This window comes from Paenibacillus sp. FSL H7-0350 (genome assembly GCF_038593195.1).
Taxonomy (GTDB): Bacteria; Bacillota; Bacilli; order Paenibacillales; family Paenibacillaceae; genus Paenibacillus_AQ.
The window spans coordinates 500029-524615 of the sequence record NZ_CP151972.1 but is presented as its reverse complement, the minus strand read 5'-3'; the positions used below and the strand labels follow the sequence as shown (position 1 = coordinate 524615).

Below are 24587 nucleotides of genomic sequence, written 5' to 3'. Positions count from 1 at the left end.
ATTATGCTTGATGCAGTTCTTATGTAATGTCTTGTTCATTCTATCATTCTTATCCGCCAAACCGCAATCGAAAGGAAGATTCCCGCGATGAAATGGTTCAGCCTTCAGAAGATAAACAATAATCCACTCCGCCACTCTCTCCTCCCCCTCGCCGCCTCCGCCTGCCTGCTTCTGGCAAGCGGCTGTGAGGGGAATGGAAATTCCGCACAGGTTAGTACCAATACCGGCTCCACCCCTGCTGCGTCAGCAGCCTCTCCGGCCGCCGTACAGACACCAGGAGCAACCGAAGCAGAAGCGACACCGTCACCTGAGGCTTCGGCCACTCCTGACCCCGTCTCCCGGAAGCTCTCCGGAATGACCCTGGAGGAGAAGATCGGGCAGATGCTGCTGGTCGGCGTCCAAGGCAAAACAGCAGGTGCTGAAGCGCGGAAGATGATTGCCGAAGATAAGGTGGGCGGAATCATTCTGTATTCGGGTAATGTCGGCAACTTGAAGGAGCTGGTGCAGCTGACCAACGCCTTGAAGCAGAGTAATTCGGGGAATCCCGCGCCGCTGTTCATTAGTGTCGATCAGGAAGGCGGCAAGGTCAGCCGTCTTCCTGATGACTACGCCGCCTTCCCCTCGAACGCTGCTGTCGGCAGCGGAGACGATGCCACAGCTGCCGGAACGATGGGCGAGCTGCTCGGACGGGCGGTGAAATCCTCCGGCTTCAATATGGACTTCGCGCCGGTGCTCGATATCAACAGTAACCCGGATAATCCGGTAATTGGTGACCGTTCCTTCGGCAACAGCGCAGAGCTGGTCACCCGGCTAGGCATTGCCGAGATGAAGGGGCTTGAGCGCGCAGGCGTCATTCCCGTGGTCAAGCATTATCCAGGCCATGGCGATACCTCGGTAGACTCACACCTGGAGCTGCCTGTGATCAACAAGACAGAGACCCACCTGGCAGCACTGGAATGGCTGCCATTCCAGGCAGCGATCCGGGAGAAGGCCGATGCTGTAATGGTGGCCCATATTCTATATCCGAAGCTCGACCCGGACAAGCCAGCGTCTCTGTCCCAAGTGATTATCGGCCAGCAGCTGCGCGGGCAGATGGGATACGAAGGGGTAGTCATTACGGATGACATGACCATGGGCGCAATCATCAAGAATTACAGCCTCCCTGCTGCGGCAGTAGAATCCGTATTGGCCGGCAGCGATATCCTGCTTGTCGCCCATGAATACAAGAACGAGCAAGCCGTACGCGCTGCACTGCTGGACAGTGTCAAGAACGGCAGCGTCTCCGAAGCCCGGATTGACGAGAGTGTCTACCGGATTCTGTCGCTGAAGGCCAAGTATCAGTTAACGGACGAAGCAGTGCCCTTGCCTGATCTTGCTGGCCTGAACAGTGACATCCAGGCTTGGCGTAAGCCGTTCATGCGGAAGTAATAATGTTCAAATCGTTCAGCAACAAGTGTACAAAATCCAACTGCTGCCCTCCATTCAGGCTACAATCCACAGAAAAGCCCCAAATCCGGTTATTACCCGGGTTTGGGGCTTTTAACTGCTGTCAACTACTGCTAACTATTGCAGAACCACGGTGTCTCCTGCCTTCAGTCCCGACAGCACCTCTGTTTTATCGGTCGTTTCCATTCCGGTCTTGATCTCTTTGCGTTCGTACTGGCCGTTTCCTTTGTCCACCATAACGAAGGCCAGATCCCCTTCACGGATGACGGCGATATTGGATACAACTACCGCCTTCTCTTTGCGCGAGGTCTCGACGTCTCCGCTTAGGCTAAGACCGCCCATCAAATGCTCGTCCGGCTGCATAGAGATGACCACCTCGAATTGCGGAAGCTGGCCGGCTGTGTTCTGTCCGGTGGTCGTCGTGGCGAACTTGGCCACTCCGGTTACCTCTCCGTTCAGGACCAGGTCTTTGACGGCAGTCATCTTCACCTTCACCTTCATGCCTTTTTTGATGCGGAAGATGTCCTGCTCCCCGACCTGTGCAATGAACTCTACCTTGTTCGTGTCCACAATCTTGCCGATGTACTGATTGTCAGTGACGGTCTGTGGCCGTTCCTTGCTGCTGTCGAAGAGGAAGATGCCGTTCTCCGGTGCATGGAATACCGCAGTGTTCAGCTTCGTCTTCTTCTCCGCAAGCTCTTTGGCTTGAATCTCGGCATTCACCTGGTTCAGCTCATCGCTTAGACGGGCGGTTTCCTGGGCAGCCAAGGCCTTCAGCCGTTCCGCTTCTGTTCCGGCCGGGGCCGAGGAATCATCCTCCTGCTGGCTGACAAAAGCGTTCAGCTCCCCCTCCAGCTTCGCCTTACGGGCAGTCGCCTCCGCCGTAGCAATCTCATTACGGAGTGTGCTCTGGTCCAGGGTGAAGAGCACCTGGCCCTTCTTCACCTGCGCCCCGTTCTCCACCTTCCAGGAAGTCACCTTGGAAGCAAAGGGGGCATACACCAGCGTCTCCTGCTGATATTGCGATCTGCCTTTGATCTGCACTGTGCTGGTTAACGTCTCTTCCGTTACCGGGAAGCTGATTACCTGCATCGGTTCAGGCGGGAGATCGGCGGTCTCATCAGCCTTGAAGAATTTGGTATATCCGAAATAACCGGCAGTTCCGATGATACCTAAGATTATGATCCATTTCAGGCTCTTCTTTAGAGTCCTCTTCATTGTTTCGGCTTCCTTTCTAGCTTAGGGTTAGTCTCGTTTAATAGCGGTTAATGCATCGGTTCTGGAGGCGCTGATCGCCGGATAGATCCCCGACAGCACACCGGTCATAATGGCAAAGGACATTCCGACCGGCAGATTCATCACCGGAATGAAGAAATTCATCCCCTCCCCTGCGCTGCCTACCAGCTTGTTAAGTGCCATGACAATTAAATAGGAGAAAGCGACACCCAGCATACCCCCGAGCAGCCCCAGAAGCGCTGCTTCGGTAATAAACATGTTACGGATCTGCCCCATGTTAGCTCCCAGAACCTTCATAATCCCGATCTGGCGCCGCCGCTGATGGGTGGACATAGTCATGGCTACTATAATCGAGATGGAGGCGATGATCAGGATGAATACCCCGATGCCGAGCGCCGCCATTTTGATCATATCAAATTGCTCCTTCAGCATCTCCTGCTGGTACAGATTATCTTGAGCGTTCAGAGTCAGCTTCTGAATCATCTGCTCCACCGGCTTGATGTTCGCCACATCGTCTACTTTGACCGTAACCGAATTGTAGCTTCCTTCCGGCGGGAGACTGAGTGAACTGGAAGTAGAATTATCGAAGGTCAGCTCCTTGGCGAGCTGCTGGGCGGTCTCCGGCGACATATACATAATCTTGTCGTACGAGGCCCGCTGATCATCCATTCCCTTGGGAAGCGCCAGAATGCCGCCGACCTGAAGCGGCGAGCTAAGCTTGATTGTCTGTGAAGTAGAACTGTAATCCTGAGCCTGAATCTGGACCTGCTTACGGTACAACTCGGACGGCACAGTGGACAATTTCTCATACTGCTGATACAGCTCGGGGTTATACGGTCCGCTGCTCATCTGCTCGAACAGCTTCTCCCGGGTCTCCAGGTCGATCAGGCCCAGGGTAGCCCCGTGATTAAGCACTATCGTTCCAACCTGGTCGTTCGCCCCGCCCTGTTTGAATTTGTGATCATAGGCTGTCAGCTTCTGGAGATCAGTCACCACAATCTTCACATCCGAGATCTTGTTGTCTACCGTTAGTAACTGGAGATATCCGGCCTCCTGAAAAGGCGAAGCCGCCTTCACATGGTTCAGTCCGCGGATAATCTCCAGCTTCTGGTCAGTCAGCTTGCCCTGATCAAGGTTCTCGGCCCCACCTCCCGATCCGCCGCCTGCGCTCTGGCCGCCGTTCGACGGAATTCCTCCGCCCGGCTGGACCATAATCTCATCCATTTTGAAGTTGGCATTGACTTGTTCCGTCACATAGACCTGTGCAGACTGGCCTACGCTCAGGGCCACAATAATGGCTGCGCAGCCGATGGATATCCCGGTCATACACAGACCTGTAACCACCTTGCGCCGTTTGACCTGTTCCCAGGCCATCCGTGAAATGTCTCTGATCTTCACGGCTTCCCTCCCTCTGCAGGATCAGCTTCCGCAGCGGTCTGGTGTTCAGGTTCCTCAGCCGGCGGATCTTCATCCGCTCCTGCTGTCTGCGGCTCTACAGCTTCCTGTTCAGCTCCTGCAGCTAATTGTTCTTCAACCTCTACCATGGTCTGCGGTTCAGCTTCCTCAGCATTTTGCTCTTCAACCTGTACTTCTGTCTGCAGCTCAAGCTGTGGTTCTATCTCTGCTTGCGGTGCTGTCTGCGATTCAGTGACCAGGAAGCCGTCCTTCAACGTGAAAATCCGCTGCATTTGTTCAGCCACCTTATATTCATGCGTAACAACAATAAATGTCGTCTTCATCGTCCGGTTCAGGTTCAGCAGAATGCCGATAATCTCTTCCTCAGTCTTGGAATCCAGATTCCCCGTCGGTTCATCGGCGAAGATGACCGACGGCTCTGTAATCAGTGACCGGGCAATACTGACACGCTGCTGCTGTCCCCCGGAGAGCTGCGAGGGGAAGAGATCCGCCTTGTCAGGAATTCCCACCTGCTCCAGCAGTGCAAGCGCCTTAGCCTTACGGGCCCTGGGTGAGACTGACTGGAAGACCAGCGGCAGCTCCACGTTCTCGCGAACCGTCAGGCTGGTAATCAGCTCATAGGCCTGAAAGATAAATCCGATGTTCTTGCGGCGGAACTCTGCAAGCTTATTCTCGCCCATCTTCACAATGTCCTGATCAGCAATGTAGATATGACCTTCTGTGGGCTTCATCAAGCCGGCCATCAGGTTGAGGAGCGTTGACTTCCCGGAGCCTGAACTGCCCAGCAAAGCTACCATTTCTCCTCTTTTGACGGCGAAATTGATTTTATGAAGAACAGAGGTCCATTCATTACCGCTTTTGTACGAATGCGTAATATCTTCAACACGCAACATGGAAGCTGCTCCTTTTTTAAAAATACAAGAATGTTTTAGTGGAGTGAATGACGATTATTCCTCTGTCTTGTTCTGAACCACGTTAGTGACTCCGAAGGCCTGGCTGCCCAGCAACAGACGTTCACCCTGGAATTCATCATAGAAGGCTAACCTATAAGCGCCGCCGTCCATCGTCTTGTACACGGGTCTGCTGAGAGAGAAGGAATACAGGTTGTTAGTCCCTTCAATCAGGTCTGTGCCCAGTGTAAGAACCTTCTCGGTAGCGACGCCGAACGGATCGGTAATCTGCAGAATCAGCTTATGCTCCAGCACACCTGCATCGTACAGGTTATCCTTCCTCAGGCTGTAGTTCATAGTGATATCGAAGGTATCGGATGACTTCATCCGCTTGCCTTGAGAGGTCAGGACAGAAATCGTATAAGGATATACTACCGTTGATTCCAGGGTATTCTTCGGTACATTAGCCTGCGGATTCAGCTGCAGCGCAGCCACATTGACGAATCCGGTTGCTTCCTCCTTGGCCTCAATCAGCTTGCCTTCTTTGATACCGGCACCCAGGTAGAGCGAGACATCCGCGAGGTCCGTAGCCTTAGGCACCTTGGCCCATAAGACCACGAGCTGCTTGGCACCCGGAGATGCGCTGTTCTCCGACTGGCTGGTGCCTGCTTCGAAATACTGGCCGTCCTTGGTCTTATAGTAAGCCTGAAGGCGGGCCATTTTGCTCTGTCTTTTCTCTTCACTGCTCAGATAGAGCTCTGTGTATACCAGATTGTGGCTTTCTCCTTGATAGATCGTAGTCCGGTTCTCCTCGACACTGGCCGTTTTGCCTTTGCCGCTAATGGTGTAGCTCTTGCCCTTCTCGATGGTCGGAATACTGTTAATCGAGTTACTGATGCTTACATCCAGGAACGGGACGGTCTCTGAATTCTGTGTGCCGTTCAGGGCAATCCGCATATCCTGGAACTCTGAGGTATAGGCAATTTTGCCGAGTACATACAGCTCCACTGACTTCCCTGGCGCAAGAACAGAAGAATCCTTATTGTCCATATACAGCTCGGTAGTCACGGGCAGACTTTCTTTATCCAGCTTAATGGTTCCCTTCAGCTCAGGCAGCGTAAGAGACACGTTCTGGGTATTGGTGACTCTCAGTCTGGCAGCTACGATATCATCATCTCTCCAAGGATAGCGCTGCAGAGATAGAATACTGTACGAGAACGAGCCGTATGAATTCGTGGTCATATACTCTTGGCCGGACATGACTTCCGTACGTAGTGCATATGGAATGACGAAGTAGGCTACCGGGAAAATCATTTTGGCAGTCGTTGTTGCAGGAGCCGCAGTGGAAGGAGTGCCGGTATTCCCTGTATTTCCGGTTGACTCGCCGGCTCCGTTTGATTCAGGTACATTTGTGCTCTCAGCGCCTACCGACTCTATCATCATAAGCTGCAATCCGGATTGATCCACTTCAAGCGGTACACGGACCGTAAGCGGTACGATTTTGGTCTCGAGCGGTTTGAGGGTGACTCCGCTTATACCTTTGGAATTCACCGGAAAGACCTTGCCCTTCACCGATTTGACCGCCAGGTCATAGCTTGGCAGGGTTACCGCCTTGTTGCCGGTATTCTTAAGCTGCATCTGGAATGTCCAGACTGCATCTGCATCTTGTGCGTACACATTGGCGTTTCTGAGCAGCGTGTCTACTGTGTTGTTATTGACTACAATCTTTTTGACTACCCCGCTGCCGACAACCAGATTAGGCGAGCTTGCTGCAGGCAGCTTATAAGAGGATTTAGCCAGCTCCAGCTTCGCAGTCTCATCCTTCTTCGTGAATTGCAGCTTCATATTATCTGTTTTAAGATAGGCCGGAATTTCGGTAATGTAATAAATGCTCCGCTTCTCCTGCGGCTGAATCTTGTAATCTGCCTGTGTCCCGCTCAGCGCCAGCTCGAAGGAGGTGCCGCTGGCAGAGACCAGATACGCAGAGTAGCCCGGATCACTGAGGACCTTATTGCCCTTGTTGGTCAGACTGACCCCTACTTTGGCATAGACCTTGCCGCTGTATTTATAGAGCTGGAGAGAGTCTGCACTGGCTGTGACAGGAATGTCGTTCATGACTGTACTTAAGCTTGTTCCAACTGCAGCCGTAGTTGAATAATTAGCGGGCACTCCAAAAGATCCCATCTGCTTCAGATACCCCTTCGTCTTGGCATCCCAGACAAGCATCGAGATTTTGATCCCCTGCAAGGAGGAGGTTTGTCCAACATTTACATAATAGGTCACGCTAAGGGTTTCTTTGGCGCCAACTTTCTTCTTCGTGGCATCCGCACCTAAGGGATTTCCCGGAAGCACTGACCCTCCCGGAGTGACCACACGTGAGAAATAATGCATTAAGCTAGCGCTTGAATTACCGGGATTTGTATATTTAAGTGTGTATGACAAGATGTTCCCGCCAGGCTGGCTCCATATGTTGATATTCTCCAGTACTGCGGTCACTCCGGCACCCATGGGAACGGAATTGAACTTGAATGCCGCCGGAGCGGATACTGCGGGGGGCTTCGCCGCCGGGGCTGCATGTGCAGCAGGCGCAGTGATACTGCCAGCCACCTGGCCGGCAACGAGTGAACTCACCAGCAATGCAGCATATGTAACTCTATACTTTCTCATTTATTTCCCTCCAGATGTATTTACTAGCAATAGTATAGTTGCTTGGCGCGTGGAATTTGTATCCACTTTGTAACCCTTTGTTTCTATTTGTAACTTTCTGTCACCCAACCAAGGCTGCTGCGGTGTGAGCCCTGCCATAAATGTAACAAACTTTCTTAATACTTGGTCCTAAAAAACTTGATTCTATGAGTTAAAGGACCGTCTGTATTGGTTCGGCGGCATCCCCTCTAGTTGTCTGAACACCTTGATGAAATAACTGGATTGCTGGAACCCGCACTGCAGCGCAATTTGCGCAACGGACAGCTTGGTGGAAGCCAGCAATAGCTTGGCCCGGGCCATCCGGCAATCGCTCAAATACCGGTTCGGCGTCTTGCCCATAATGCTGCGGAACAAGCGGAGAAAATGATAGCTGCTATAGCCGGCAAGTCTGGCCATGGACTCCAGCGTCCAGGGCCGCTCACACTCACTGTAGATCCTGTCGGCGGTAAGCCGGATGGAATGCCGGATCTCCAGCGGAACGGAGCCGTGGAGCGGCTCGGAGTTCTGCATCAGCGTAACCAAAATCTCATAGAGCAGCGTAGAGAGACGCGGTTCACTCCGGGTCTCATAGCCTGCACTGAGCCGGTACATTTCCTCGAAGAGCGCTTCATAGCCGGTGGCGGGATCGAAGGTGAAGAAGTAGCCGCGCGACTGGTCCGCCTCCTCCAGCATAGTCAGGGGCATCGCCGTGGCGAAGTGCATCCAGCGCACATCCCAGGCAGCGCCAGGATCAGAACCGTACTGCTGATAAGCCCCACTGGGAAAAAGAAACCCGCTGCCCCGTCTCATGGATATCCGCTCCCCACCCTGAAATACATACCCTTCTCCCCCAAAAACCATGTGGAGATTATAGCTGTTCAGGAAGCCCTCACTTCTGCGCTCTGCATGCTCCGGGAAGTCGCTGTAATGCCCCAGCATCTCCGGATAACATACATAATGGGCATAAGCAGGCTGCGGCAGAACCCAGTGCTTTCTCATGTGAATCTCCTCCTGCCCTGCGCCGGTTCAAGCACGCAATATAATGATATAATAGCAATATTCTGTTATATAAGTGGATACACTGCTGATAATACAATAGATTGGTAGCTTAAATAAAGCATATTTTTACACTTGGAGGTTATGATGAAGAAACCTGTTGCAGCAGAACGATTTGAACTGGGCGTTTGCTATTATCCTGAGCACTGGCCTGAATCCATGTGGGCTGACGATTACCGGCGTATGGTTGAAACCGGATTCACCATTGTACGTCTGGCTGAGTTCGCCTGGTCCATTTTTGAACCGGAGGAAGGCATGTTTCAATATGATCTGTTTGACCGGGCAGTCGACATGGCACACAGCTACGGGCTGAAGGTCATTCTGGGAACGCCTACGGCCACTCCGCCTGCCTGGCTTACAGAGAAGTACCCTGAGGCCTTGAATGTTACTTATGAAGGTGTGACGCTACAGCACGGTATGCGCCGCCATTACAATTACAGCAGTCCCAAGTACCGCGAGCTCTGTGCCCGAATCGTAACGAAGCTTGCTGAACATTACGGAAATCATCCGGGCGTCGTCGGCTGGCAGATTGACAACGAACTGAACTGTGAGATCAATGTATTCTACTCGGAGAGTGATCATCAGGCCTTCCGCCTTTGGCTTCAGGACAAGTATGTCACCCTGGACAAGCTTAATCAGGCTTGGGGCACGGTGTTCTGGAATCAGACCTATACGAGCTGGTCACAGGTCTGCCTCACCCGGCCTACCCCTTCACCGAACCAGCCGAACCCTCACCAGGCTCTGGATGAGAAGCGCTTTATCTCTGATAACACCATCTATTTCGCCAAAATCCAGGCAGATATCCTCCGGGAATTGGCCCCTAATCAGTGGGTTACCACGAACGGTCTGTTCGGACATCTGGACAGCCATGAGCTGAATGACGAGCTGCTGGATTTCTTCAGCTATGACTCGTACCCGCAGTTCTCCACCATCGGCTTCGATCCGGCTGAGGTGAACCCGATGCTTGACCGCGGCTGGGGATTGTCCCTGTCGGCTGTTCGTTCGGTCAGCAGCAACTTCTGTGTAATGGAGCAGCAATCCGGTCCGGGAGGCTGGGTGAATCGGCTTGATATGCCTTCACCAAAGCCTGGACAGATGCGGCTGTGGACGTACCAGTCCGTCGCCCACGGCGCTGACATGCTGCTCTATTTCCGCTGGCGGACCGCCACCATGGGCAATGAGATCTATTGGCACGGCTTGAACGACTACCATAACCAGCCTAACCGGCGGGTAAGGGAAGCGGAGCAGATCGGCCGCGAGCTGGCAAGCATCGGGCAGCAGTTCATCGGCAGCCGGACTCAGGCGAGCGTTGCGATCGTGCGTGATTATGACAATGAGTGGGACGGTGAATATGATGTCTGGCACGGACCGTTCATGTGGCAGAGCAACAAGGAATGGTTCAAGGCTCTGCAGCGGAAGCATATTCCGAATGACGTTCTGTACTTGCGCAGCCATACCTCCCTTGCAGAGCTTGCCCGTTATGAAGTGCTGGTATATCCGCATCCGGCGATTATGACTGACGATACAGCAGCACTGCTGGACCAGTATGTACAGCAAGGCGGGAAGCTGGTCTTCGGCTGCCGTACTGGCTATAAGGATAGTACCGGACAATGCTATATGCGGCCTTTTCCCGGAGCGGCACAGGAGATGTGTGGGGTAACGGTTGAAGAATTCACTCTGGTCAAAGGAACGCGCAAGCCTACCTCCATCCGCTGGAACCATGATCCTGAGGCGCTGACCGGTGCAGATGCCTTCAATGACATCCTGCAGGTGGAAGAGGATAGTGTAGAGGTTATGGCAACCTATGCGACCGACTACTATGCCGGCAAACCGGCAGTAACCCGTAACACCCGGGGCCAAGGCGAAGTGTGGTATTACGGCGCCGTGTTCAATGAGCCTGCTGTGCTGCAGATGCTTGGCAGCCTGGATCTGGTCTCGCCAGCCGCAGATTGGGCGGAGCTGCCGCCAGAGGTTGAATTGCAGATTCGCTCCACAGGGGAAGACGCCTCTACAGGTGTCGCCTTCCTGCTCAACTACAGCGAAGAACCGGCACAGATTGTGCTTAAGACAGCCAAGACGGATCTCTTAAGCGGCCAGACCCTGTCGGGGAGCTATACGATGGAAGGGTTCGGCGTACTCGTCTTGAAATAACCAAGAACTCCAAAAGGGTTCCGCTGCCGCAGATCGCTCTGTGGACGGCGGAACCCTTTTTACAATTACAGCTAATATTCCCTTGATATTCACTATGAATTAATAGATATTATAATACAGTATATTCGTTACCGGCGATAGTCGTTATTCCATTACCCAGAAGGAGCATGCCCATGAAGCCAGAATCCATTCATCAGGAGCCGCTATCCGGCGGCAGCCTGGTTACAGATAGCCCAGGTGTGCCGGAGAGCAGCGATACGTTCTGGCAAGGGGTGAAGGACTGCCTCCCCACGCTGCTCGGTTACCTCAGCATCGGATTCGCCGCAGGCGTTGTGGAGAAAACAGCGGGGCTAACCCTTGCCGAAATCGGCATGATCTCAATCATCCTGTACGCCGGTTCGGCCCAGTTTATTGCCGCTGGCATGATTGCCGCCGGGAGTAGCGCCTCCGGTATTATCATTACGATTCTGTTGGTTAACCTGCGTCATCTGCTGTTAAGCGCAGCATTGTCGCCTTACTTCCGGCATCTGACCCCGCTGCGCAACCTGCTGATCGGCTCACTGCTCACAGATGAGACCTTCGGCGTAGCCATTCAGAAGAGTGCCGCTAGGAAGCAGATCAGCGAGAGATGGATGCACGGCCTGAATATTACCGCTTATCTGAACTGGTTCCTGGCCAATATTGCCGGTGCTATTCTCGGTCAATGGATATCCAGTCCCGAGAAGTGGGGACTGGATTTCGCCCTGCCGGCTATGTTCATCGGACTGCTGGTCCTGACCATTATGGGACGGCGCAAGTATAGACTGGATATCACTGTCGGTATAACAGCAGCTGTGGTGGCCGTGATCGTCTCCGTGCTGTGGTCGCCCAGCATGGGTGTTATAGCTGCCGCGCTGGTAGCCTCAACGATTGGAGTAGTGATGGAACAATGGAAATAAGACCCGATATTGCTATAATCATTCTCGGAGCCGCGCTCGTTACCTTCATTCCGCGTGTCCTTCCGCTGATGCTGCTGAGCCGGATCACGATCCCGGAATGGGGCATGCGCTGGCTGAGCTATGTGCCGATTGCAGTCATGGCTGCTCTGGTTGCCCAAGAGCTGTTCGTAACCGGCGGCAGGTTCGCAGTCTTGTCCACCAATGTAGAGCTAATCGCAGCCCTCCCCACCTTCTGGGTAGCCGTCAAGACCCGCAGTCTGCTGGCCACAGTATTGACCGGTATTGTGACGCTGATGCTGCTGCGTCTGCTGTTCTGACCCTGTCCAACGGATACGCTGTACAATTCCATTCAGGCTACAGGCGTTAATCTTGCCTGCCCTCCAGCTGCAATACTCTCTTAATGAAGCTGCCTATATTTCCAATGGCCTGCTGCGCTTCAGGAAGCATGGCAGCCATCAGCTGAAAGGCGCACCACATGTTCTCCCAGATCTGAAGCTCTACAGTGATGTCCGCAGCCCTTGCTTGTTCAGCCAAACGCTCTGCATCACTCAGCAGCACCTCATGATCACCCGCCTGTATGAGCAGGGGCGGCAAGCCCCGGAGATCCAGTCTTAGCGGTGACAATATCGCAGGCCATGCACCGCCAAAGTCCCCCATATATTCCACAATCATTCTCTGATTCGCTGCCCGGCTCCCTGTCGGGTCCGTTCCCGCACGGCTGTCATAAGACTCCCCATCCAATTGAACAAGATCGGCATGGGGAGATAGCAGGCAGACACCGGCAGGAAGCCCGTCTCCCTGCTCCCGCAGCGTAATCAAGGTCATCAGCGCAAGCGTGGCTCCTACGGAGTCTCCGCAGACTATGATATTGCCGGCATGAACGCCCCGTTCCAGTAGCCAATGGTAAGCAGCAAGGCAATCCTCATTGGCTGCCGGGTAGCAGAACTCCGGTGCAAGCCGGTACTCCACAGTTAAAACGGTAATTCCCCCAGCTGCTTCAGATAGACGGGCTGCCAGATCCCTATAGATCTCGCAGTTGCCAGACACGAACCCTCCACCGTGAAAATATAGAATGACCTTGTTCTCCGTGGGTTGCAATTGTCCTTCACTTAGTAGACTTTTCCCCTCCGCCCTGACCCACTCTCCGCTGAAGGTCTCCGCCTCAACCGGTTCAACCTTCACGCCTTCAAGTAAGGGTAACTGCCTGGAAGCTTCTACTGCCGCCGCCCGGATCTCCTGAACCGGTCTTCTGGAATAATTATTATTACTTTTCAGATAAGCACTAATGGCCTGCAGCTGTTCAATCGGGGTGCTGCTCGGATACAACATACGTGTAATTCCTCCTGTTATCCTGGGATGCTCCTACTATAAACCCTGTAGCTATATACAGAGTCAAGCGGCAATTCCTCCAGCATTACAGGTGACAGCGGGTTAATCATTCATGTTCAACATAGTAAGCGTATCCTCCACGCCCGGGTGCCTGTCTTGAGACAGAAGACCGGACTTTAACGCTTCAAGCCGACTGCGTGTCTCGTTCCTCCGGGCAATCTCCAGATCAACAGCGGCGATCTTCCGCTCAATGACTTGGGCGAAATCATCGATTCCGATGCTGCGGTCCGCAGATTTAACGAGTGCCTTCTTAATCTCCTGAAGTGTGAACCCGCAGTTCTTGGCATTACGGATAAAAGCAATCCGGAGAAGCGTCTCCTCCGGATACAGCCGATACCCGCCTGCTGAACGCTGAGGCAGCGGAATCAGCCCTTTCTTCTCATAGAATCTGAGCGTCTCTAAATTAATCTGAGCCTCTTTAGCCAGTTCACCGCGCAGATAAAGAGTCATGCCTGCCGCTCCTTTCCCGTATTCACTGAATGTAATGATTCAGCTACAGCTTCAACTGCTCCTTAAGCGCTGCCGCCTCAGCGGCAGTAAGTTCAGACAACGCCTCCTCGGTGTAGCGGGCCTTGTTATATAGGCTGAGTAGCCGGTCGTGGGCGGGTTGCCCGCTGCCAGAGTGCTTGTTCGCACGCTTCTGGCCTTGCGACCAGGCGGCTACATCGGCGGCTGTCTCCTGCGGGGTCAGGTAGGGCTTCACCTCATACCCTTCCGCATGTCTGGCCCGCAGCCAGTGCCGGTAGAGCCAGCGGATGCGCTCGCGGCTTCCGTCCATCCCCTCCCAGCGGTCGCGGCGGCTGGCTGGTGTCAGCTTGGAGCGCACATATTGGCGGAAGTCCTGAACGGTCTGCTCCCAGTTGAACAGGCTGGTCTCCTCATCCTGATACCCCGAAACCGCTGGCGTCTCTCTGCGCAGCAGGGACAACAGCCTGTCCATCGCTCTGCGCAGGATGCCTCCTGTATTTCTGTATAACCAACGTAGGATAAAATAGAGTACCGCAAGAATAGCTGCCGCTCCTAGAATATAAAAGCCTATATTTAGAATCATCGACAGCAAGCCCGGTTCACCCGGCTCCGCTGCAGGCATGGCAGGGATGGCCGCAGGCGGTGCTTCTGCTGGCGGTGCCTCCTCGGAACCGGAGGATAACCGGCTGAGCCAGGCGAAGAATGCCCGCGTCATATTCCATAGCAGCATTCCTACCGCCTTACCGCCCCCCGCCGCAAGCAGTGCTGCCAGGATAATGAAACCGACCACGAACATCCGGTTATGCCGCCGAAGTCCTTGTGGCAGATTTCCTGCACCTCCGTTCAAGGAGCTATAACGCAGGTGGGTGCTGTTCGTAGCCAGCAGTGCCAGGATCAGGCATAGGCTGCCGCTCCAGGTGAGCACCGCTGCACTCGGCTGGAGACCGGGTATGCGCGGGAAGGCAATCGAAGCGACAAAATAAAGGATAATCCCGCTGATGTACAGCCACAGCCGGTTCACCCGTGTGGCTGCCGTCATACCAAGGAAGGCAGACACTGCCGCTCCGGCTGCCAGCGGAAGGCCCATAAGTGTCAGCGTACCGGTTAATGCAACTGTAATAGCTCCGAGAACCAGCGCCGCCAGCAGCTGCTTCCAGCGGCAGTTGCATATCTTCCGCAGCAGTACACCAGCTGCGGCCAGTACCGGCAGCAGATAGATCCAGCGCAGCGCCTCGGCCTCCGGCTGGAAATAAGTCTGGAGTACCAGCCATACGGGGAGCAGCAGCAGCCATTCGATGAGGGCTGACATCCATATGGCGAAATTTTCTTTGAAGGCATCCGGGATTCGGGAAGTCATCACTCACCGCCCCCTTCTGCCGGAATATCCAGCCACTCTACACCGTTCCCGAGGAAGCTTAACCCTGACGCTGCCAACTGCAGCTCTGCCCCCCGGTGGCAGGTGATGATCAGATAATCCATATCTCCCTCACCCTTGTCCGCTTCAATCTCCATCAGCCTGCTCATCGGCACAGTCCGGTCCAGATTCAGTCTGGCCAGCAGGCCAAGGAACTCCTCGGTATGGGCAATGGACCAGGTGTCCACCGAATCTCTCGCCCCGCTGCCGTCCAGTCTTCCATTGCTGAGCAGCCGGACCTCAATCCCGTGGCTGATCGCATACTCGGCTACAGTCGCCGCATAGCGGATACCCAGCTCTATGCGCTGCACATCGGTAACCGTTCTCCACATGGACTCACTGGTCTCTACGTTCAGGCAGATAACCAGCCGGGAATCGGCGGTGTAATCCTTCTGATGCACCTGCATACTTCCTGTCCGGGCAGTCGCCTTCCAGTTAATGCTCGCCAGGGAATCCCCTGCGCTGTACTCTCTTGTACCGGCGGTCAGGAACGGATCTTCGACAATCCAGCGTTTGACCGGCAGCTCTCCAAGCCAGCTGTGAACCGGCAACGGAAGGTCATGGAAACGCAGCAATCCGGGGTAGACCAGCAGCTCCAGATGAAGCGGGAAGGTCTTGGCGTTGCGGCTCAGTCCGAACAGATCGCCGGTAGTCATGGTTGCCGTCTCCAGGACGAACAGCCCCCGCTCCCTGCAAGTGATATTATGACGCCGTTTGATCTGGCGGAAAGACCTCAGGAAGAACAGGCTAACATGATTCTGGGAAATCTCTCCGCTGCTGATGCCCAGATTCTCCTGGTTACCGAATTCAAGCCCCTTAGCTATGCTGGATTCCAGCCGCAGCCAAGGCAGCGGCAGCAGCTTCTTGTTCAGAATCTCCTCAACCATCTCTACCTGTTCTCCGGCGTACACCGCTTTGGCAGAGAAGTAACGGGTATAGCTGACCTTCTTCAGTGCATTCCGGTCATAGATCAGCGAGATCAAGACCAGCAGAATGAACGTGCTTGCAATGAACCACGGCAGCGACATGGATCACTCCACCCTTCCGCCTCTGGACAGGACCGCAGGTTCAGCAGGTACCTCGATTTCACGCAGCACCTGAAGCACTACCTCTGCCGACTGGCCTTCACGGACTCCGGGACCACGCTGAAGAATCAGCCGGTGCGCCAGCACAGAAACTGCAACCTCTTTGATATCATCCGGTATACAGTAGCTTCTGCCCTGGATCAGTGCGTACCCCTGCGAGGCACGCAGCAAGGCAAAAGCTGCCCGGGGACTTGCTCCCAGACGGACCGCCGGAGAGGTGCGGGTGGCCTCGACCACGCGCATCATATAAGCGAGCAGCTCGTCACTGACGGCAACCTCCGCAGCCAGACGTTGTATGTCCTGAATCTGCCGGGCCGTGGCCACCGCAGCGGTATCCTCCAGCGGGTTATTTTGGCGGAATCTTTGGAGGATATGTACCCCTTCCTCAAATGACGGATACCCGCTGGTAATCCGCATGAGGAACCGGTCCAGCTGCGCTTCAGGCAGCGGAAAGGTCCCCTGGCTGTCCACCGGATTCTGGGTAGCAATAACCAGGAACGGCCGCTCCAGCTCATGCGTCACGCCGTCAATCGTAATCTGCCGCTCCTCCATACACTCCAGCAGGCTGGACTGGGTGCGCGGCGTTGCCCGGTTGATCTCATCCGCAAGCAGAATGCTGGCAAATACCGGGCCCGGGCGGAATTGAAATTCGCCGGTCTTCTGATTATAGTAATTGATGCCGCTTAAGTCGGACGGCAGCAGGTCGGGTGTGAACTGAATCCGCTTGAAAGTGCAGTCCAGGGAACGGGCCAGTGTTTTGGCGAGCAGCGTCTTTCCGGTTCCAGGCACATCCTCCAGCAGCACATGACCATTCGCCAGCAAGGCGGTCAGCAGCAGGTTCACGCCGCCCTCCTTGCCGACAATAACTTGTGCCAGATTACTTCGGATTGAATCAATTAGAGCGGTTGCTTCTTGAAGATTCATGAATAATAACACCATCCTATTCCAAAAAAAGGTATGTACATATAAGCTAATCATACCAGAAAGCGCCTACATTATATAATAGCTAGTATTCCAAGCTATAAAAAACAAATAAGGAGCCGTCATCCGGCTCCTGTTCAAGTCACATTATCATATAATGCCAGTGCTAAAAGCCCATTACCGGATGAGGTACATAAGGCTCCTCAAGCCGCCGGATTTCCTCATCAGTGAGGGTGACCGATACCGCTGCGGCGGCATCCTCCAGATGGCTCATCCGGGTTGCTCCAACTATCGGCGCTGTGACAGGCTTCTTCTGAAGTACCCAAGCCAGTGCCACCTGTGCACGGGGAATCTCCCGCTGCTCCGCAATCTCCTTCAGCCGCAGGGCCACCAGCCGGTCCGGTTCCTCCGTCTGTGAATACAGCAGCTTGCCGAACTGATCACTCTCCGAGCGGGTGCTCGTCTCCTGCCAGTCCCGGGTCAGCCGGCCGCGGGCCAGCGGACTCCAAGGAATTACCCCGATGCCTTCCGCTTCACACAGCGGCAGCATCTCCCGTTCCTCCTCCCGGTACAGCAGGTTCACATAGTTCTGCATCGACACGAACCGGGTCCAGCCATGGCGCTCTGCGGTATGCAGTGCCTTGAGGAATTGCCATGCAGGCATGGAGGAAGCGCCGATGTAGCGGGCTTTGCCCGCTTTTACCACATCATGCAGGGCTTCCATCGTCTCCTCAACCGGAGTGGACGGGTCCCAGCGGTGAATCTGATACAGGTCCACATAATCTGTGCCCAGCCGCTTCAGGCTATGATCGATTTCGCTCAGGATGGCTTTGCGCGACAGTCCTCCGCCATTGGGGCCGGTACGCATGCGGCCATGCACCTTGGTGGCCAGCACAATCTCGTCACGGGAGGCGAACTCCTTGAGGGCCCGTCCGACAATCTCTTCACTGGTCCCATCCGAATAGATATTAGCCGTGTCGAAGAAGTTAATGCCCAGCTCCAGAGCTTTGCGGATAAACGGCCGGCTCTCCTGCTCACTCAGCGACCAAGAATGGGTTCCGCGTTCCGGCACCCCATAGCTCATACACCCCAGGCAGATTCGTGATACTTCCAGTCCGGTCTTCCCCAGCTTCACATAGTCCATAATCGGCAGCATCCTCCCTATATTTGAAATAGATCCTATGAAATCGATTATAGTATACCTCTACAGCGCCCGAATGGAAAACCTCCCCTGTTGTCCGCTTGGTCAACTGCTGTCAGTTCTGGATAAACGGCTTCAGCTTCTGCAGCAGCTCCTGCAATTGCTCTGAACAATTTCCGTACATTTGCTTCGCCGCTTTGTTCTTGGTGGACAGACCGAACAGCTCCAGATCGGCTTCGCATTTCTTCAGCAGCGCATACAGCTGAGGTTTATCCTGCGGCTGCGGCACCTTCACATTATCCGCATACAGATCCACGGTCAGCTCACCGTAGGAATCCACCTGGCCGAGGAAGACGTCCTTTACGGTCAGGTTCATTTTGTCCAGCTCATCCTTAAGCCACGCCCTGGAGAGATTCATGCTGTCCAGCGGTTCGTCCATAATCTCACCATCCATGATGACAGCCAGTGTCTCTTTCTCCGGCGCTACCTTAACCCCGAGATCCTTGGCGGTCAGGGGCAGATTCTCCTTCTTCTGGAGTACGTTAATTGCCCCGTCCGACTCCATAATGGCAAACTCAACATCGGCCAATTTGAAGACATCCTTCTTGCGCAGCTCTTCCAGCAGCTCATCCGTGCTGATCCGCTCCTTTTTCATATTGTCCTCCAGAATCTTGCCGTCCTTGATCAGCACGGTCGATTTGAAGTCAATGAAATCGCGGGCTTTCTTACTCTTGATCTGCAGGAACTCAATCAGCAGGGAGCAGCCGACCCAGACGCCTAGAGCAATTAGGCCCAGATGCCAGGTTTTGTCCGTATCCAGCGAGATATATGCCGCAATACTGCCTATTGTGATGCCTGTAATGTACTCAAAGAACGACAGCTGCGAAACCTGCCGCTTCCCCAGAAGTTTAGTGAGAAAGAACAAGACGACCACCGCAAACAAGGTCCGTAAGACAACCTCCAGCGCTTCAGGCATTCGAATAACCCCCTGTATTGTGATATTTCATGCTCTGTGTGCTCAGGCATTCTGCTTCAGTATTTGTCAAACCAGGGGTGAATTAACCATAAGATTTTGTTCCGGCTGATTATGCTCTCGTGAGTATAGATTTATTTTCCAGAATATGAGCAGCGGGAATGCAGATACTAGAATCCGTGGATGATGATCCATTTCTATAATATGGAGGAGGGAAAGCCTGATGACTGTCGCCTCACAAGTCAAGACCTGCGTAGCTTCGCTGAAAAGCGCCCAGGCCAGCCTGGAGCAATTCGCCATGGAGACCCAAAACGAGGAAGCTAAGACTCTGTTCACCCAAGCGGCCGAGCAGACTCAGCAGATTGTCCAGCAGGTGGAAGGACGCGTAACCGAGCTGGAAAAGGAAGAACCGCAGTACCGGGGCTTCTAGCCCGGGCGGGCTAAATGAAAGACAGGCTGATCTTAGCGTAGCGAATCCTGCTGCTGCGGGGATCAGCCTTTTTATCACGTGCGAATGCAATGTGTCATCTCTTAACGGCATCCACAATCAGCGAGACAAAGCCTAACCTTCCCTCTGAATTGCGGTGGTCAAAGCGCCTGGAACGGTAGATAAACCCTCCGCCCTCATCCCAGTGGTTATAATGAAACTGCCCGGATTCATCGCAATACTCCAGCAGTTTGACCTCGAAGCCGCCAGCCGTGAACATGCCTCGCAGGGTATTGTAATTATGTACGATACGGTGGGACGCCGCCGGATGATCGAGGGGACCCGGTCCCCCGACCTGTACAATCTTCTGATAAGCTTCATCGGGAAAATACCCATCCGGCACAGCACAGCGGATATACCCGCCAGGGGCCAGATAAGGATAGCAGATTCTTGCCGCCTGTATCCCCTCCTCATACGTCAGATGCTCCCAGACATGCTCCGCAAGGATTGCTTGTATGGAGCTTTTCTTGAAGCTGATGGCCCACTGTTCTTCTTGTAAAAGATTAAGCTCCCTCTCCTCCGTATGCAGCCACCCCTGGTTATGCCGGCTTCCGCCGCTCCCAATCACAACTTTCAACTGCTCATCCATCGCGATTCCCCCTTGTTCGTTACATCCACTATCTGGTATTTATTCTAGGCTTCATTACACAGATCTGGAATGCAGCGATGTGAGATTGATATGGATTTATGTGACTTTCAATTTAGCAAGTATTATTCAGACTGTCATTGATAATGGTTATCATTTAAAATGAGAAGTAGACAGATTACGGAGGGGTATATCGCATCATGCACATCAGCAATCAATTATTACTTTGGGATCAGGCTGCAATTACACTGGTGAATATCCGGCAGAAGGAGTTAGCGCAAGGCGAAGTTCTTCCTCCATTCATAATACCTGCCAATCTATTTTTGCTGTCGGTACAGGGGAGCGCACAAGTTCAGACAGCCCAGGCTGAATTTGCTTGTACAGGATTTGAACTTTTACATTGCGGCGAAGGGGCTACCCTAAACATCCTACCGGTAAGTGATAAATTTATTTACTATATCATTTACTACAAAGCCTTGCTCCATGAAGCGAATCCTTTTCAAGAGCAGTATTGTTTCAGCCCTAAGGCTCCGCTTTTACTGTATAACAAAATTCAGCAGATGTATCAGAAATGGGATCAGCCGGAAGAGCGTCTTCATGTAAAAGCACTTTTTTACCAGTTCGTTCATCTGACGTTAAAGGAATTGCGCCTGCAAGAGCATGAGACCGAGGTCAGAACAACTTCTGTTGCAGTCCAGGTAATCACTTATATCCGGGAGTATTATGCGGAACCTATTACCTTAGATTCACTTGCGGAAGTGTTCAATTTCAGTGCTTATCACCTATCATCCTTATTCAAAGAGCATACAGGCATCAGTCCGATAGACTACTTAATCCGCTACCGCCTTGACCTTGCATCAGAGCTTCTAATGACAACTAATGCTTCTGTCGGGGAGATTGCGGCAAGCGTCGGGTATAAAGACGTGTATTATTTCAGCAGGATTTATAAAAAGCGAAAGGGTGAAGCCCCTGCTCATCATAGAAATAGGAAGCTGCAGCAGCACAAAGTTGCTGAAAGTCCATTAAACTTCCCCACATCCTCTATTTCTGAACATAGTGCGGATCTGTATATTAATAATGATAATCATTATCACAATACGGATAAAGGGGATATACATATGTTTAAACCAACCAGATCAGTAGCCATGGCTGCTATCCTGCTGTGCGGCTCCCTGCTGCTCAGTGCTTGCTCCAACGGGACGAACACAGCGGCGAAGGATTCAAGCAACGGGAACAATAACGTAAATCAGGCAAGTCCGGCTGCCTCGCAAGAAAGTTCTAAGACAAGGATCGTAACCACACCAAGAGGAGACATTGAAGTACCCGCAGAGCCGGTAAAAGTCGCGGCAGACCAATATATGGGCCATTTGTTGAAACTGGGCATTGTCCCTGTCGGAGCCAGAACGTTCATGCTCGACGAAGGCTGGATGGACAAGGCGGAGATTCCCCAAGAAACACTCGATAAAATCGAAGATTTAGGGGAATTCCCGATGAATCTGGAGAAATTGACGATGCTGGAGCCAGACCTCATTATCGGTTCCATCGAAGATTACGTTGACCAATATGAGAAGATCGGCACCACTGTTTTTCTGCCATACTGGGAGGAGTTATCAACAGCCGGACCGCTTGATAAATTCAGAAGCGTAGCCACGATATTCGGAAAAGAGCAGCAGGCAGAGGATTGGATTGCGGAATACGAACAGAAGGTTGTTGAAGCAAAGTCAAAGGTATCTAACGTCATTAAGGAAGGGGAGACGGTATCCATCGTTCAGTTTGCCGAAAAAACAGTATATGTGTTAGCAGCAACGGGCGGAAATTATGGTTCCTCCACTATTTACGAAATGCTGCAGCTGCCTCCAACAGAAAGTGCCTTACATATGAAAGAGGGGTTCGAATCGATCTCACTTGAGGTGCTGCCTGAATATTTAGGTGATTATATCTTTGTATATAATGGCGATGCTGAGATTACAAACCAAGCAATGGAAAGTGACATATGGAAAAGTGTACCTGCCGTGAAGAATGGCAAAGTATTTTTATACGGGGATAATTATCATGATGAATTTGTCATGGAGGACCCCTATTCTTTGGAGCAGCAGCTGGAAACGGTTGTGAACTTGTTACTGGGGACGGATAAATAACCAGACCAACAAGCAGATTAGTGACCAGTGACGGCGGTAAAAGAAAAGGCATGGGGTTTTCCCCCATGCCTTTTTGCATTCCATTTTGCTTCCCCTGCTAAAATCCCCTACGCCTTACTCCCCGCCAGCTCGCCGCCTTCTATGAATTCGGCAATGCTCAGCTTGCGGCCTGTCCGCGCACTCTCCAGAGCGCCCAGCACCATGGCCATGCTGTAGCGGTTATCGCGGCAATCCGTCTCGGCCGGACGGCCTTCTGCCAGCGAACGAAACATTTCATCGAGGCAGCCCTGGTGGAAGGTCTCCTCCATCTGTACCTCCGGCGCTTCGACGCGCTCGAATTCATGGAGGAACTGGCCGGAGTGTTCACTCCCGGCGCTAATCACCTCAGCATACGGAAGATCCCGGCCATCCCAGATCGCAGCGCCCTTTTCACCTTGAACCCGCCAAGACGCTTCCCATGATGTAGGCGCGCCTTCTGCACACCAGGAGCCCTGGTAACAGAACACGGTGCTGTCCGACATTTCAAAAATACAGACCGCCGCCGCATTCCCTGCATACCATGATCCCGGCGGATTGAATTCCTGGCAATATACACTTACCGGATCAGCGCCACTGATATAGCGCGCCTGATCGAAAGTGTGGATCGCCATATCCAGCAGCAGCGGGCTATCCATCGCATCCCGGAAACCGCCGAAATGCGGAGCCAGAAAGAAATTCGCGCTGATAGAGCCTGTCCGCCCTATAACCCCTGAAGTTATCAGCTCCCGCAAAGAACGGATGCGCGGATCATACCGGCGGTTCTGCATCACCGCATGGCTCCTGCCAGTACGTTCAGCGATGCTGACGATCGAATTGCACTGCTCCATCGTCTCCGCCAGCGGCTTTTCCGCGAATACATGGCAACCGGCCTCAAGCGCACTGCTGGCAATACTGTAATGGCTGGCCGGCACCGTCACATCAAATACCAGATTAGCTGCTGTATCCACAATCGCCTGCTCCACTTCAGTAAATACCGGGCAAGTAAGCCCGTGCCTTTCTGCCATGGCCTGAGCGGACTCCCGCCGAATATCCACGAGTGCTACAATCTCTATTCCATCAGCATGCTTCAGAGCATAGCTGATCCACTCATTAGCCATAGCCCCGCAGCCCGCCACAACCACACGATGTCCTGCTGTCATAACTTTTTCCTCCAGTTACACCGGGTTCGGGATGAAGCTGCCGCCCCGGCAGGTTTTGAGATAATTCAGTGCATGGACCTGACCGGTCATCTCCAGATCGTCACGATAGACAGGGTCATGCCAGCCTTCAATATCGATCGTTCCCTTATACCCGGCCTGACGGAGAATCGTGATCACATCTGTCCAGTTCGTATCCCCGAAGCCCGGCGTCCGGTGCCACACATAAGGCTTAGGCCCGTGGATTCCGTATTCCTTGATAATATCCCAGGCGATGGTTGCGTCCTTGCCGTGGACGTGGAAGATCTTGTCCGTCCATTTGCGCAGCTGCGGGATCGGGTCAATCAACTGCACCATCTGGTGGCAGGGCTCCCATTCCAGGCCGAGATTATCGGCATTCACGGCGTTGAACATTTTCTCCCAGGCAGTAGGGTTATGCGCAATATTCCAGTCCCCTGCCCGCCAGTTCCCATCCATCGAGCAATTCTCAAAAGCAATCTTGACCCCGCGCTCCGCCGCCCGCTTCGACAGCTCACCGAACACCTCAGCGAACTTCGGAATCGACTCATCTATAGATACGCCGGGCAGACGTCCGGTGAAGCCGGAGACCAGATCCGTCCCGAACAAATGGGCATGGTCGATCAGCCGTTCCCAGCTGGCAACCGTATCTGAATTGTCGCCTGTCCCTGTAAGCGGATTCCCAAATATGCCGACTGAAGAAATCGTGAAATCATGCTCCGCAGCCAGTTCACGCACCCGTGCCGCTGTTTCCTCCAAATCAGTAGTCCCTGTAGTCTGCCAAAAGGTTAAGCTGAAGGACTCGAATCCATGTCCAATAATCTGCGGAATGACTCTGAGCGCATCCCCGCCTCCAACCAGTGTTCCGATTCTTAATGTATCCTGCATCTTGTATGCCACTCCAATATTGGTTTATAGTTAATGCAACATTCCTAGTATATCGCTCATTTTGGGCAAAATCTCTACTTATCTTG

The 24587-nt window shown here is 53.3% G+C and carries 20 protein-coding genes and 1 pseudogene; 6 read left to right on the top strand and 15 right to left on the bottom strand.

Going from position 1 to position 24587, the window contains the following annotated elements:
* Positions 1-87 precede the first annotated feature (87 nt).
* The gene (gene nagZ / locus NYE24_RS02565; protein WP_342477938.1) at positions 88-1428 is read left to right on the top strand and encodes a beta-N-acetylhexosaminidase; all 1341 of its coding nucleotides are present in this window, start codon (positions 88-90) and stop codon (positions 1426-1428) included.
* 135 nt (positions 1429-1563) lie between these two features.
* Here the strand turns inward: nagZ and NYE24_RS02560 are convergent, their stop codons facing one another.
* From NYE24_RS02560 to NYE24_RS02540, 5 genes and pseudogenes are all read right to left on the bottom strand, one after another.
* Positions 1564-2664 (bottom strand): efflux RND transporter periplasmic adaptor subunit, encoded by a 1101-nt coding sequence (locus NYE24_RS02560; protein WP_036694060.1) that lies wholly within the window; start codon positions 2662-2664, stop codon positions 1564-1566.
* 27 nt (positions 2665-2691) lie between these two features.
* Complete coding sequence (locus NYE24_RS02555; protein WP_063829005.1) at positions 2692-4080, bottom strand: ABC transporter permease; 1389 nt, start codon at positions 4078-4080, stop codon at positions 2692-2694.
* A 245-nt stretch (positions 4081-4325) separates the two neighbouring features.
* Positions 4326-4991: pseudogene (locus tag NYE24_RS02550) on the bottom strand (ABC transporter ATP-binding protein); the annotation flags it as partial.
* A gap of 54 nt (positions 4992-5045) precedes the next feature.
* Entirely contained in the window at positions 5046-7655 is a 2610-nt protein-coding gene (locus NYE24_RS02545) for a hypothetical protein (RefSeq protein ID WP_342477937.1), read from the bottom strand.
* 183 nt (positions 7656-7838) lie between these two features.
* Entirely contained in the window at positions 7839-8672 is an 834-nt protein-coding gene (locus tag NYE24_RS02540; RefSeq protein ID WP_342477936.1) for an AraC family transcriptional regulator, read from the bottom strand.
* Between the two features lie 144 nt (positions 8673-8816).
* On the opposite strand from NYE24_RS02540, the gene NYE24_RS02535 reads away from it, so the two are divergent.
* The 3 genes from NYE24_RS02535 (at position 8817) to NYE24_RS02525 (ending at position 12135) form a co-directional block, all read left to right on the top strand.
* Entirely contained in the window at positions 8817-10880 is a 2064-nt protein-coding gene (locus NYE24_RS02535; protein WP_036694071.1) for a beta-galactosidase, read from the top strand.
* A 173-nt stretch (positions 10881-11053) separates the two neighbouring features.
* Positions 11054-11818: an AzlC family ABC transporter permease gene (locus NYE24_RS02530; RefSeq protein WP_084648884.1), complete on the top strand. Its 765-nt coding sequence runs from the start codon at positions 11054-11056 to the stop codon at positions 11816-11818.
* Entirely contained in the window at positions 11809-12135 is a 327-nt protein-coding gene (locus NYE24_RS02525; protein WP_036694073.1) for an AzlD domain-containing protein, read from the top strand. The genes NYE24_RS02530 and NYE24_RS02525 overlap by 10 nt, the downstream gene beginning before the upstream one ends.
* Before the next feature lie 46 nt (positions 12136-12181).
* Here NYE24_RS02525 and NYE24_RS02520 read toward each other — a convergent pair whose 3' ends face one another.
* From NYE24_RS02520 to NYE24_RS02490, 7 genes are all read right to left on the bottom strand, one after another.
* The gene (locus NYE24_RS02520; RefSeq protein ID WP_051493367.1) at positions 12182-13147 is read right to left on the bottom strand and encodes an alpha/beta hydrolase; all 966 of its coding nucleotides are present in this window, start codon (positions 13145-13147) and stop codon (positions 12182-12184) included.
* A gap of 102 nt (positions 13148-13249) precedes the next feature.
* Positions 13250-13657, bottom strand: coding sequence for a MerR family transcriptional regulator (locus NYE24_RS02515; RefSeq protein ID WP_051493368.1), 408 nt, complete (start codon positions 13655-13657; stop codon positions 13250-13252).
* Positions 13658-13700: 43 nt separating this feature from the next.
* Positions 13701-15032 carry a hypothetical protein gene (locus NYE24_RS02510; RefSeq protein ID WP_342477935.1) on the bottom strand — a complete coding sequence of 444 codons (1332 nt, stop codon included), beginning with the start codon at positions 15030-15032 and terminating at the stop codon, positions 13701-13703.
* Positions 15032-16117, bottom strand: coding sequence for a DUF58 domain-containing protein (locus NYE24_RS02505; protein WP_342477934.1), 1086 nt, complete (start codon positions 16115-16117; stop codon positions 15032-15034). The genes NYE24_RS02510 and NYE24_RS02505 overlap by 1 nt, the downstream gene beginning before the upstream one ends.
* A gap of 3 nt (positions 16118-16120) precedes the next feature.
* Positions 16121-17098, bottom strand: coding sequence for an AAA family ATPase (locus NYE24_RS02500; protein WP_076153986.1), 978 nt, complete (start codon positions 17096-17098; stop codon positions 16121-16123).
* Between the two features lie 163 nt (positions 17099-17261).
* On the bottom strand, positions 17262-18239 hold the full coding sequence (locus NYE24_RS02495) for an aldo/keto reductase (RefSeq protein WP_341027891.1): 978 nt from the start codon (positions 18237-18239) through the stop codon (positions 17262-17264).
* 112 nt (positions 18240-18351) lie between these two features.
* Positions 18352-19212 carry a DUF421 domain-containing protein gene (locus tag NYE24_RS02490; protein WP_076153987.1) on the bottom strand — a complete coding sequence of 287 codons (861 nt, stop codon included), beginning with the start codon at positions 19210-19212 and terminating at the stop codon, positions 18352-18354.
* Between the two features lie 220 nt (positions 19213-19432).
* On the opposite strand from NYE24_RS02490, the gene NYE24_RS02485 reads away from it, so the two are divergent.
* On the top strand, positions 19433-19639 hold the full coding sequence (locus NYE24_RS02485; protein ID WP_341025047.1) for a DUF1657 domain-containing protein: 207 nt from the start codon (positions 19433-19435) through the stop codon (positions 19637-19639).
* A 94-nt stretch (positions 19640-19733) separates the two neighbouring features.
* Here NYE24_RS02485 and NYE24_RS02480 read toward each other — a convergent pair whose 3' ends face one another.
* A complete protein-coding gene (locus NYE24_RS02480; RefSeq protein ID WP_342477933.1) occupies positions 19734-20285 on the bottom strand; it encodes an SAM-dependent methyltransferase in 552 nt (183 codons plus the stop codon).
* A 197-nt stretch (positions 20286-20482) separates the two neighbouring features.
* Between NYE24_RS02480 and NYE24_RS02475 the strand changes: the two genes are divergently transcribed.
* A complete protein-coding gene (locus tag NYE24_RS02475; RefSeq protein WP_342477932.1) occupies positions 20483-22420 on the top strand; it encodes an AraC family transcriptional regulator in 1938 nt (645 codons plus the stop codon).
* Between the two features lie 107 nt (positions 22421-22527).
* Here NYE24_RS02475 and NYE24_RS02470 read toward each other — a convergent pair whose 3' ends face one another.
* Together NYE24_RS02470 and NYE24_RS02465 are read right to left on the bottom strand one after the other, a co-directional pair.
* The gene (locus NYE24_RS02470) at positions 22528-23598 is read right to left on the bottom strand and encodes a Gfo/Idh/MocA family oxidoreductase (RefSeq protein ID WP_342477931.1); all 1071 of its coding nucleotides are present in this window, start codon (positions 23596-23598) and stop codon (positions 22528-22530) included.
* A 15-nt stretch (positions 23599-23613) separates the two neighbouring features.
* The gene (locus NYE24_RS02465; protein WP_342477930.1) at positions 23614-24501 is read right to left on the bottom strand and encodes a sugar phosphate isomerase/epimerase; all 888 of its coding nucleotides are present in this window, start codon (positions 24499-24501) and stop codon (positions 23614-23616) included.
* Positions 24502-24587 lie beyond the last annotated feature (86 nt).

Bases quoted from the DNA above. Each gene is read 5' to 3' on its own strand.
- nagZ (WP_342477938.1), top strand. From the start codon at position 88: ATGAAATGGTTCAGCCTTCAGAAGATAAACAATAATCCACTCCGCCAC.
- NYE24_RS02560 (WP_036694060.1), bottom strand. From the start codon at position 2,664: ATGAAGAGGACTCTAAAGAAGAGCCTGAAATGGATCATAATCTTAGGT.
- NYE24_RS02545 (WP_342477937.1), bottom strand. From the start codon at position 7,655: ATGAGAAAGTATAGAGTTACATATGCTGCATTGCTGGTGAGTTCACTC.
- NYE24_RS02540 (WP_342477936.1), bottom strand. From the start codon at position 8,672: ATGAGAAAGCACTGGGTTCTGCCGCAGCCTGCTTATGCCCATTATGTA.
- NYE24_RS02535 (WP_036694071.1), top strand. From the start codon at position 8,817: ATGAAGAAACCTGTTGCAGCAGAACGATTTGAACTGGGCGTTTGCTAT.
- NYE24_RS02530 (WP_084648884.1), top strand. From the start codon at position 11,054: ATGAAGCCAGAATCCATTCATCAGGAGCCGCTATCCGGCGGCAGCCTG.
- NYE24_RS02525 (WP_036694073.1), top strand. From the start codon at position 11,809: ATGGAAATAAGACCCGATATTGCTATAATCATTCTCGGAGCCGCGCTC.
- NYE24_RS02520 (WP_051493367.1), bottom strand. From the start codon at position 13,147: ATGTTGTATCCGAGCAGCACCCCGATTGAACAGCTGCAGGCCATTAGT.
- NYE24_RS02515 (WP_051493368.1), bottom strand. From the start codon at position 13,657: ATGACTCTTTATCTGCGCGGTGAACTGGCTAAAGAGGCTCAGATTAAT.
- NYE24_RS02510 (WP_342477935.1), bottom strand. From the start codon at position 15,032: ATGACTTCCCGAATCCCGGATGCCTTCAAAGAAAATTTCGCCATATGG.
- NYE24_RS02505 (WP_342477934.1), bottom strand. From the start codon at position 16,117: ATGTCGCTGCCGTGGTTCATTGCAAGCACGTTCATTCTGCTGGTCTTG.
- NYE24_RS02500 (WP_076153986.1), bottom strand. From the start codon at position 17,098: ATGAATCTTCAAGAAGCAACCGCTCTAATTGATTCAATCCGAAGTAAT.
- NYE24_RS02495 (WP_341027891.1), bottom strand. From the start codon at position 18,239: ATGGACTATGTGAAGCTGGGGAAGACCGGACTGGAAGTATCACGAATC.
- NYE24_RS02490 (WP_076153987.1), bottom strand. From the start codon at position 19,212: ATGCCTGAAGCGCTGGAGGTTGTCTTACGGACCTTGTTTGCGGTGGTC.
- NYE24_RS02485 (WP_341025047.1), top strand. From the start codon at position 19,433: ATGACTGTCGCCTCACAAGTCAAGACCTGCGTAGCTTCGCTGAAAAGC.
- NYE24_RS02480 (WP_342477933.1), bottom strand. From the start codon at position 20,285: ATGGATGAGCAGTTGAAAGTTGTGATTGGGAGCGGCGGAAGCCGGCAT.
- NYE24_RS02475 (WP_342477932.1), top strand. From the start codon at position 20,483: ATGCACATCAGCAATCAATTATTACTTTGGGATCAGGCTGCAATTACA.
- NYE24_RS02470 (WP_342477931.1), bottom strand. From the start codon at position 23,598: ATGACAGCAGGACATCGTGTGGTTGTGGCGGGCTGCGGGGCTATGGCT.
- NYE24_RS02465 (WP_342477930.1), bottom strand. From the start codon at position 24,501: ATGCAGGATACATTAAGAATCGGAACACTGGTTGGAGGCGGGGATGCG.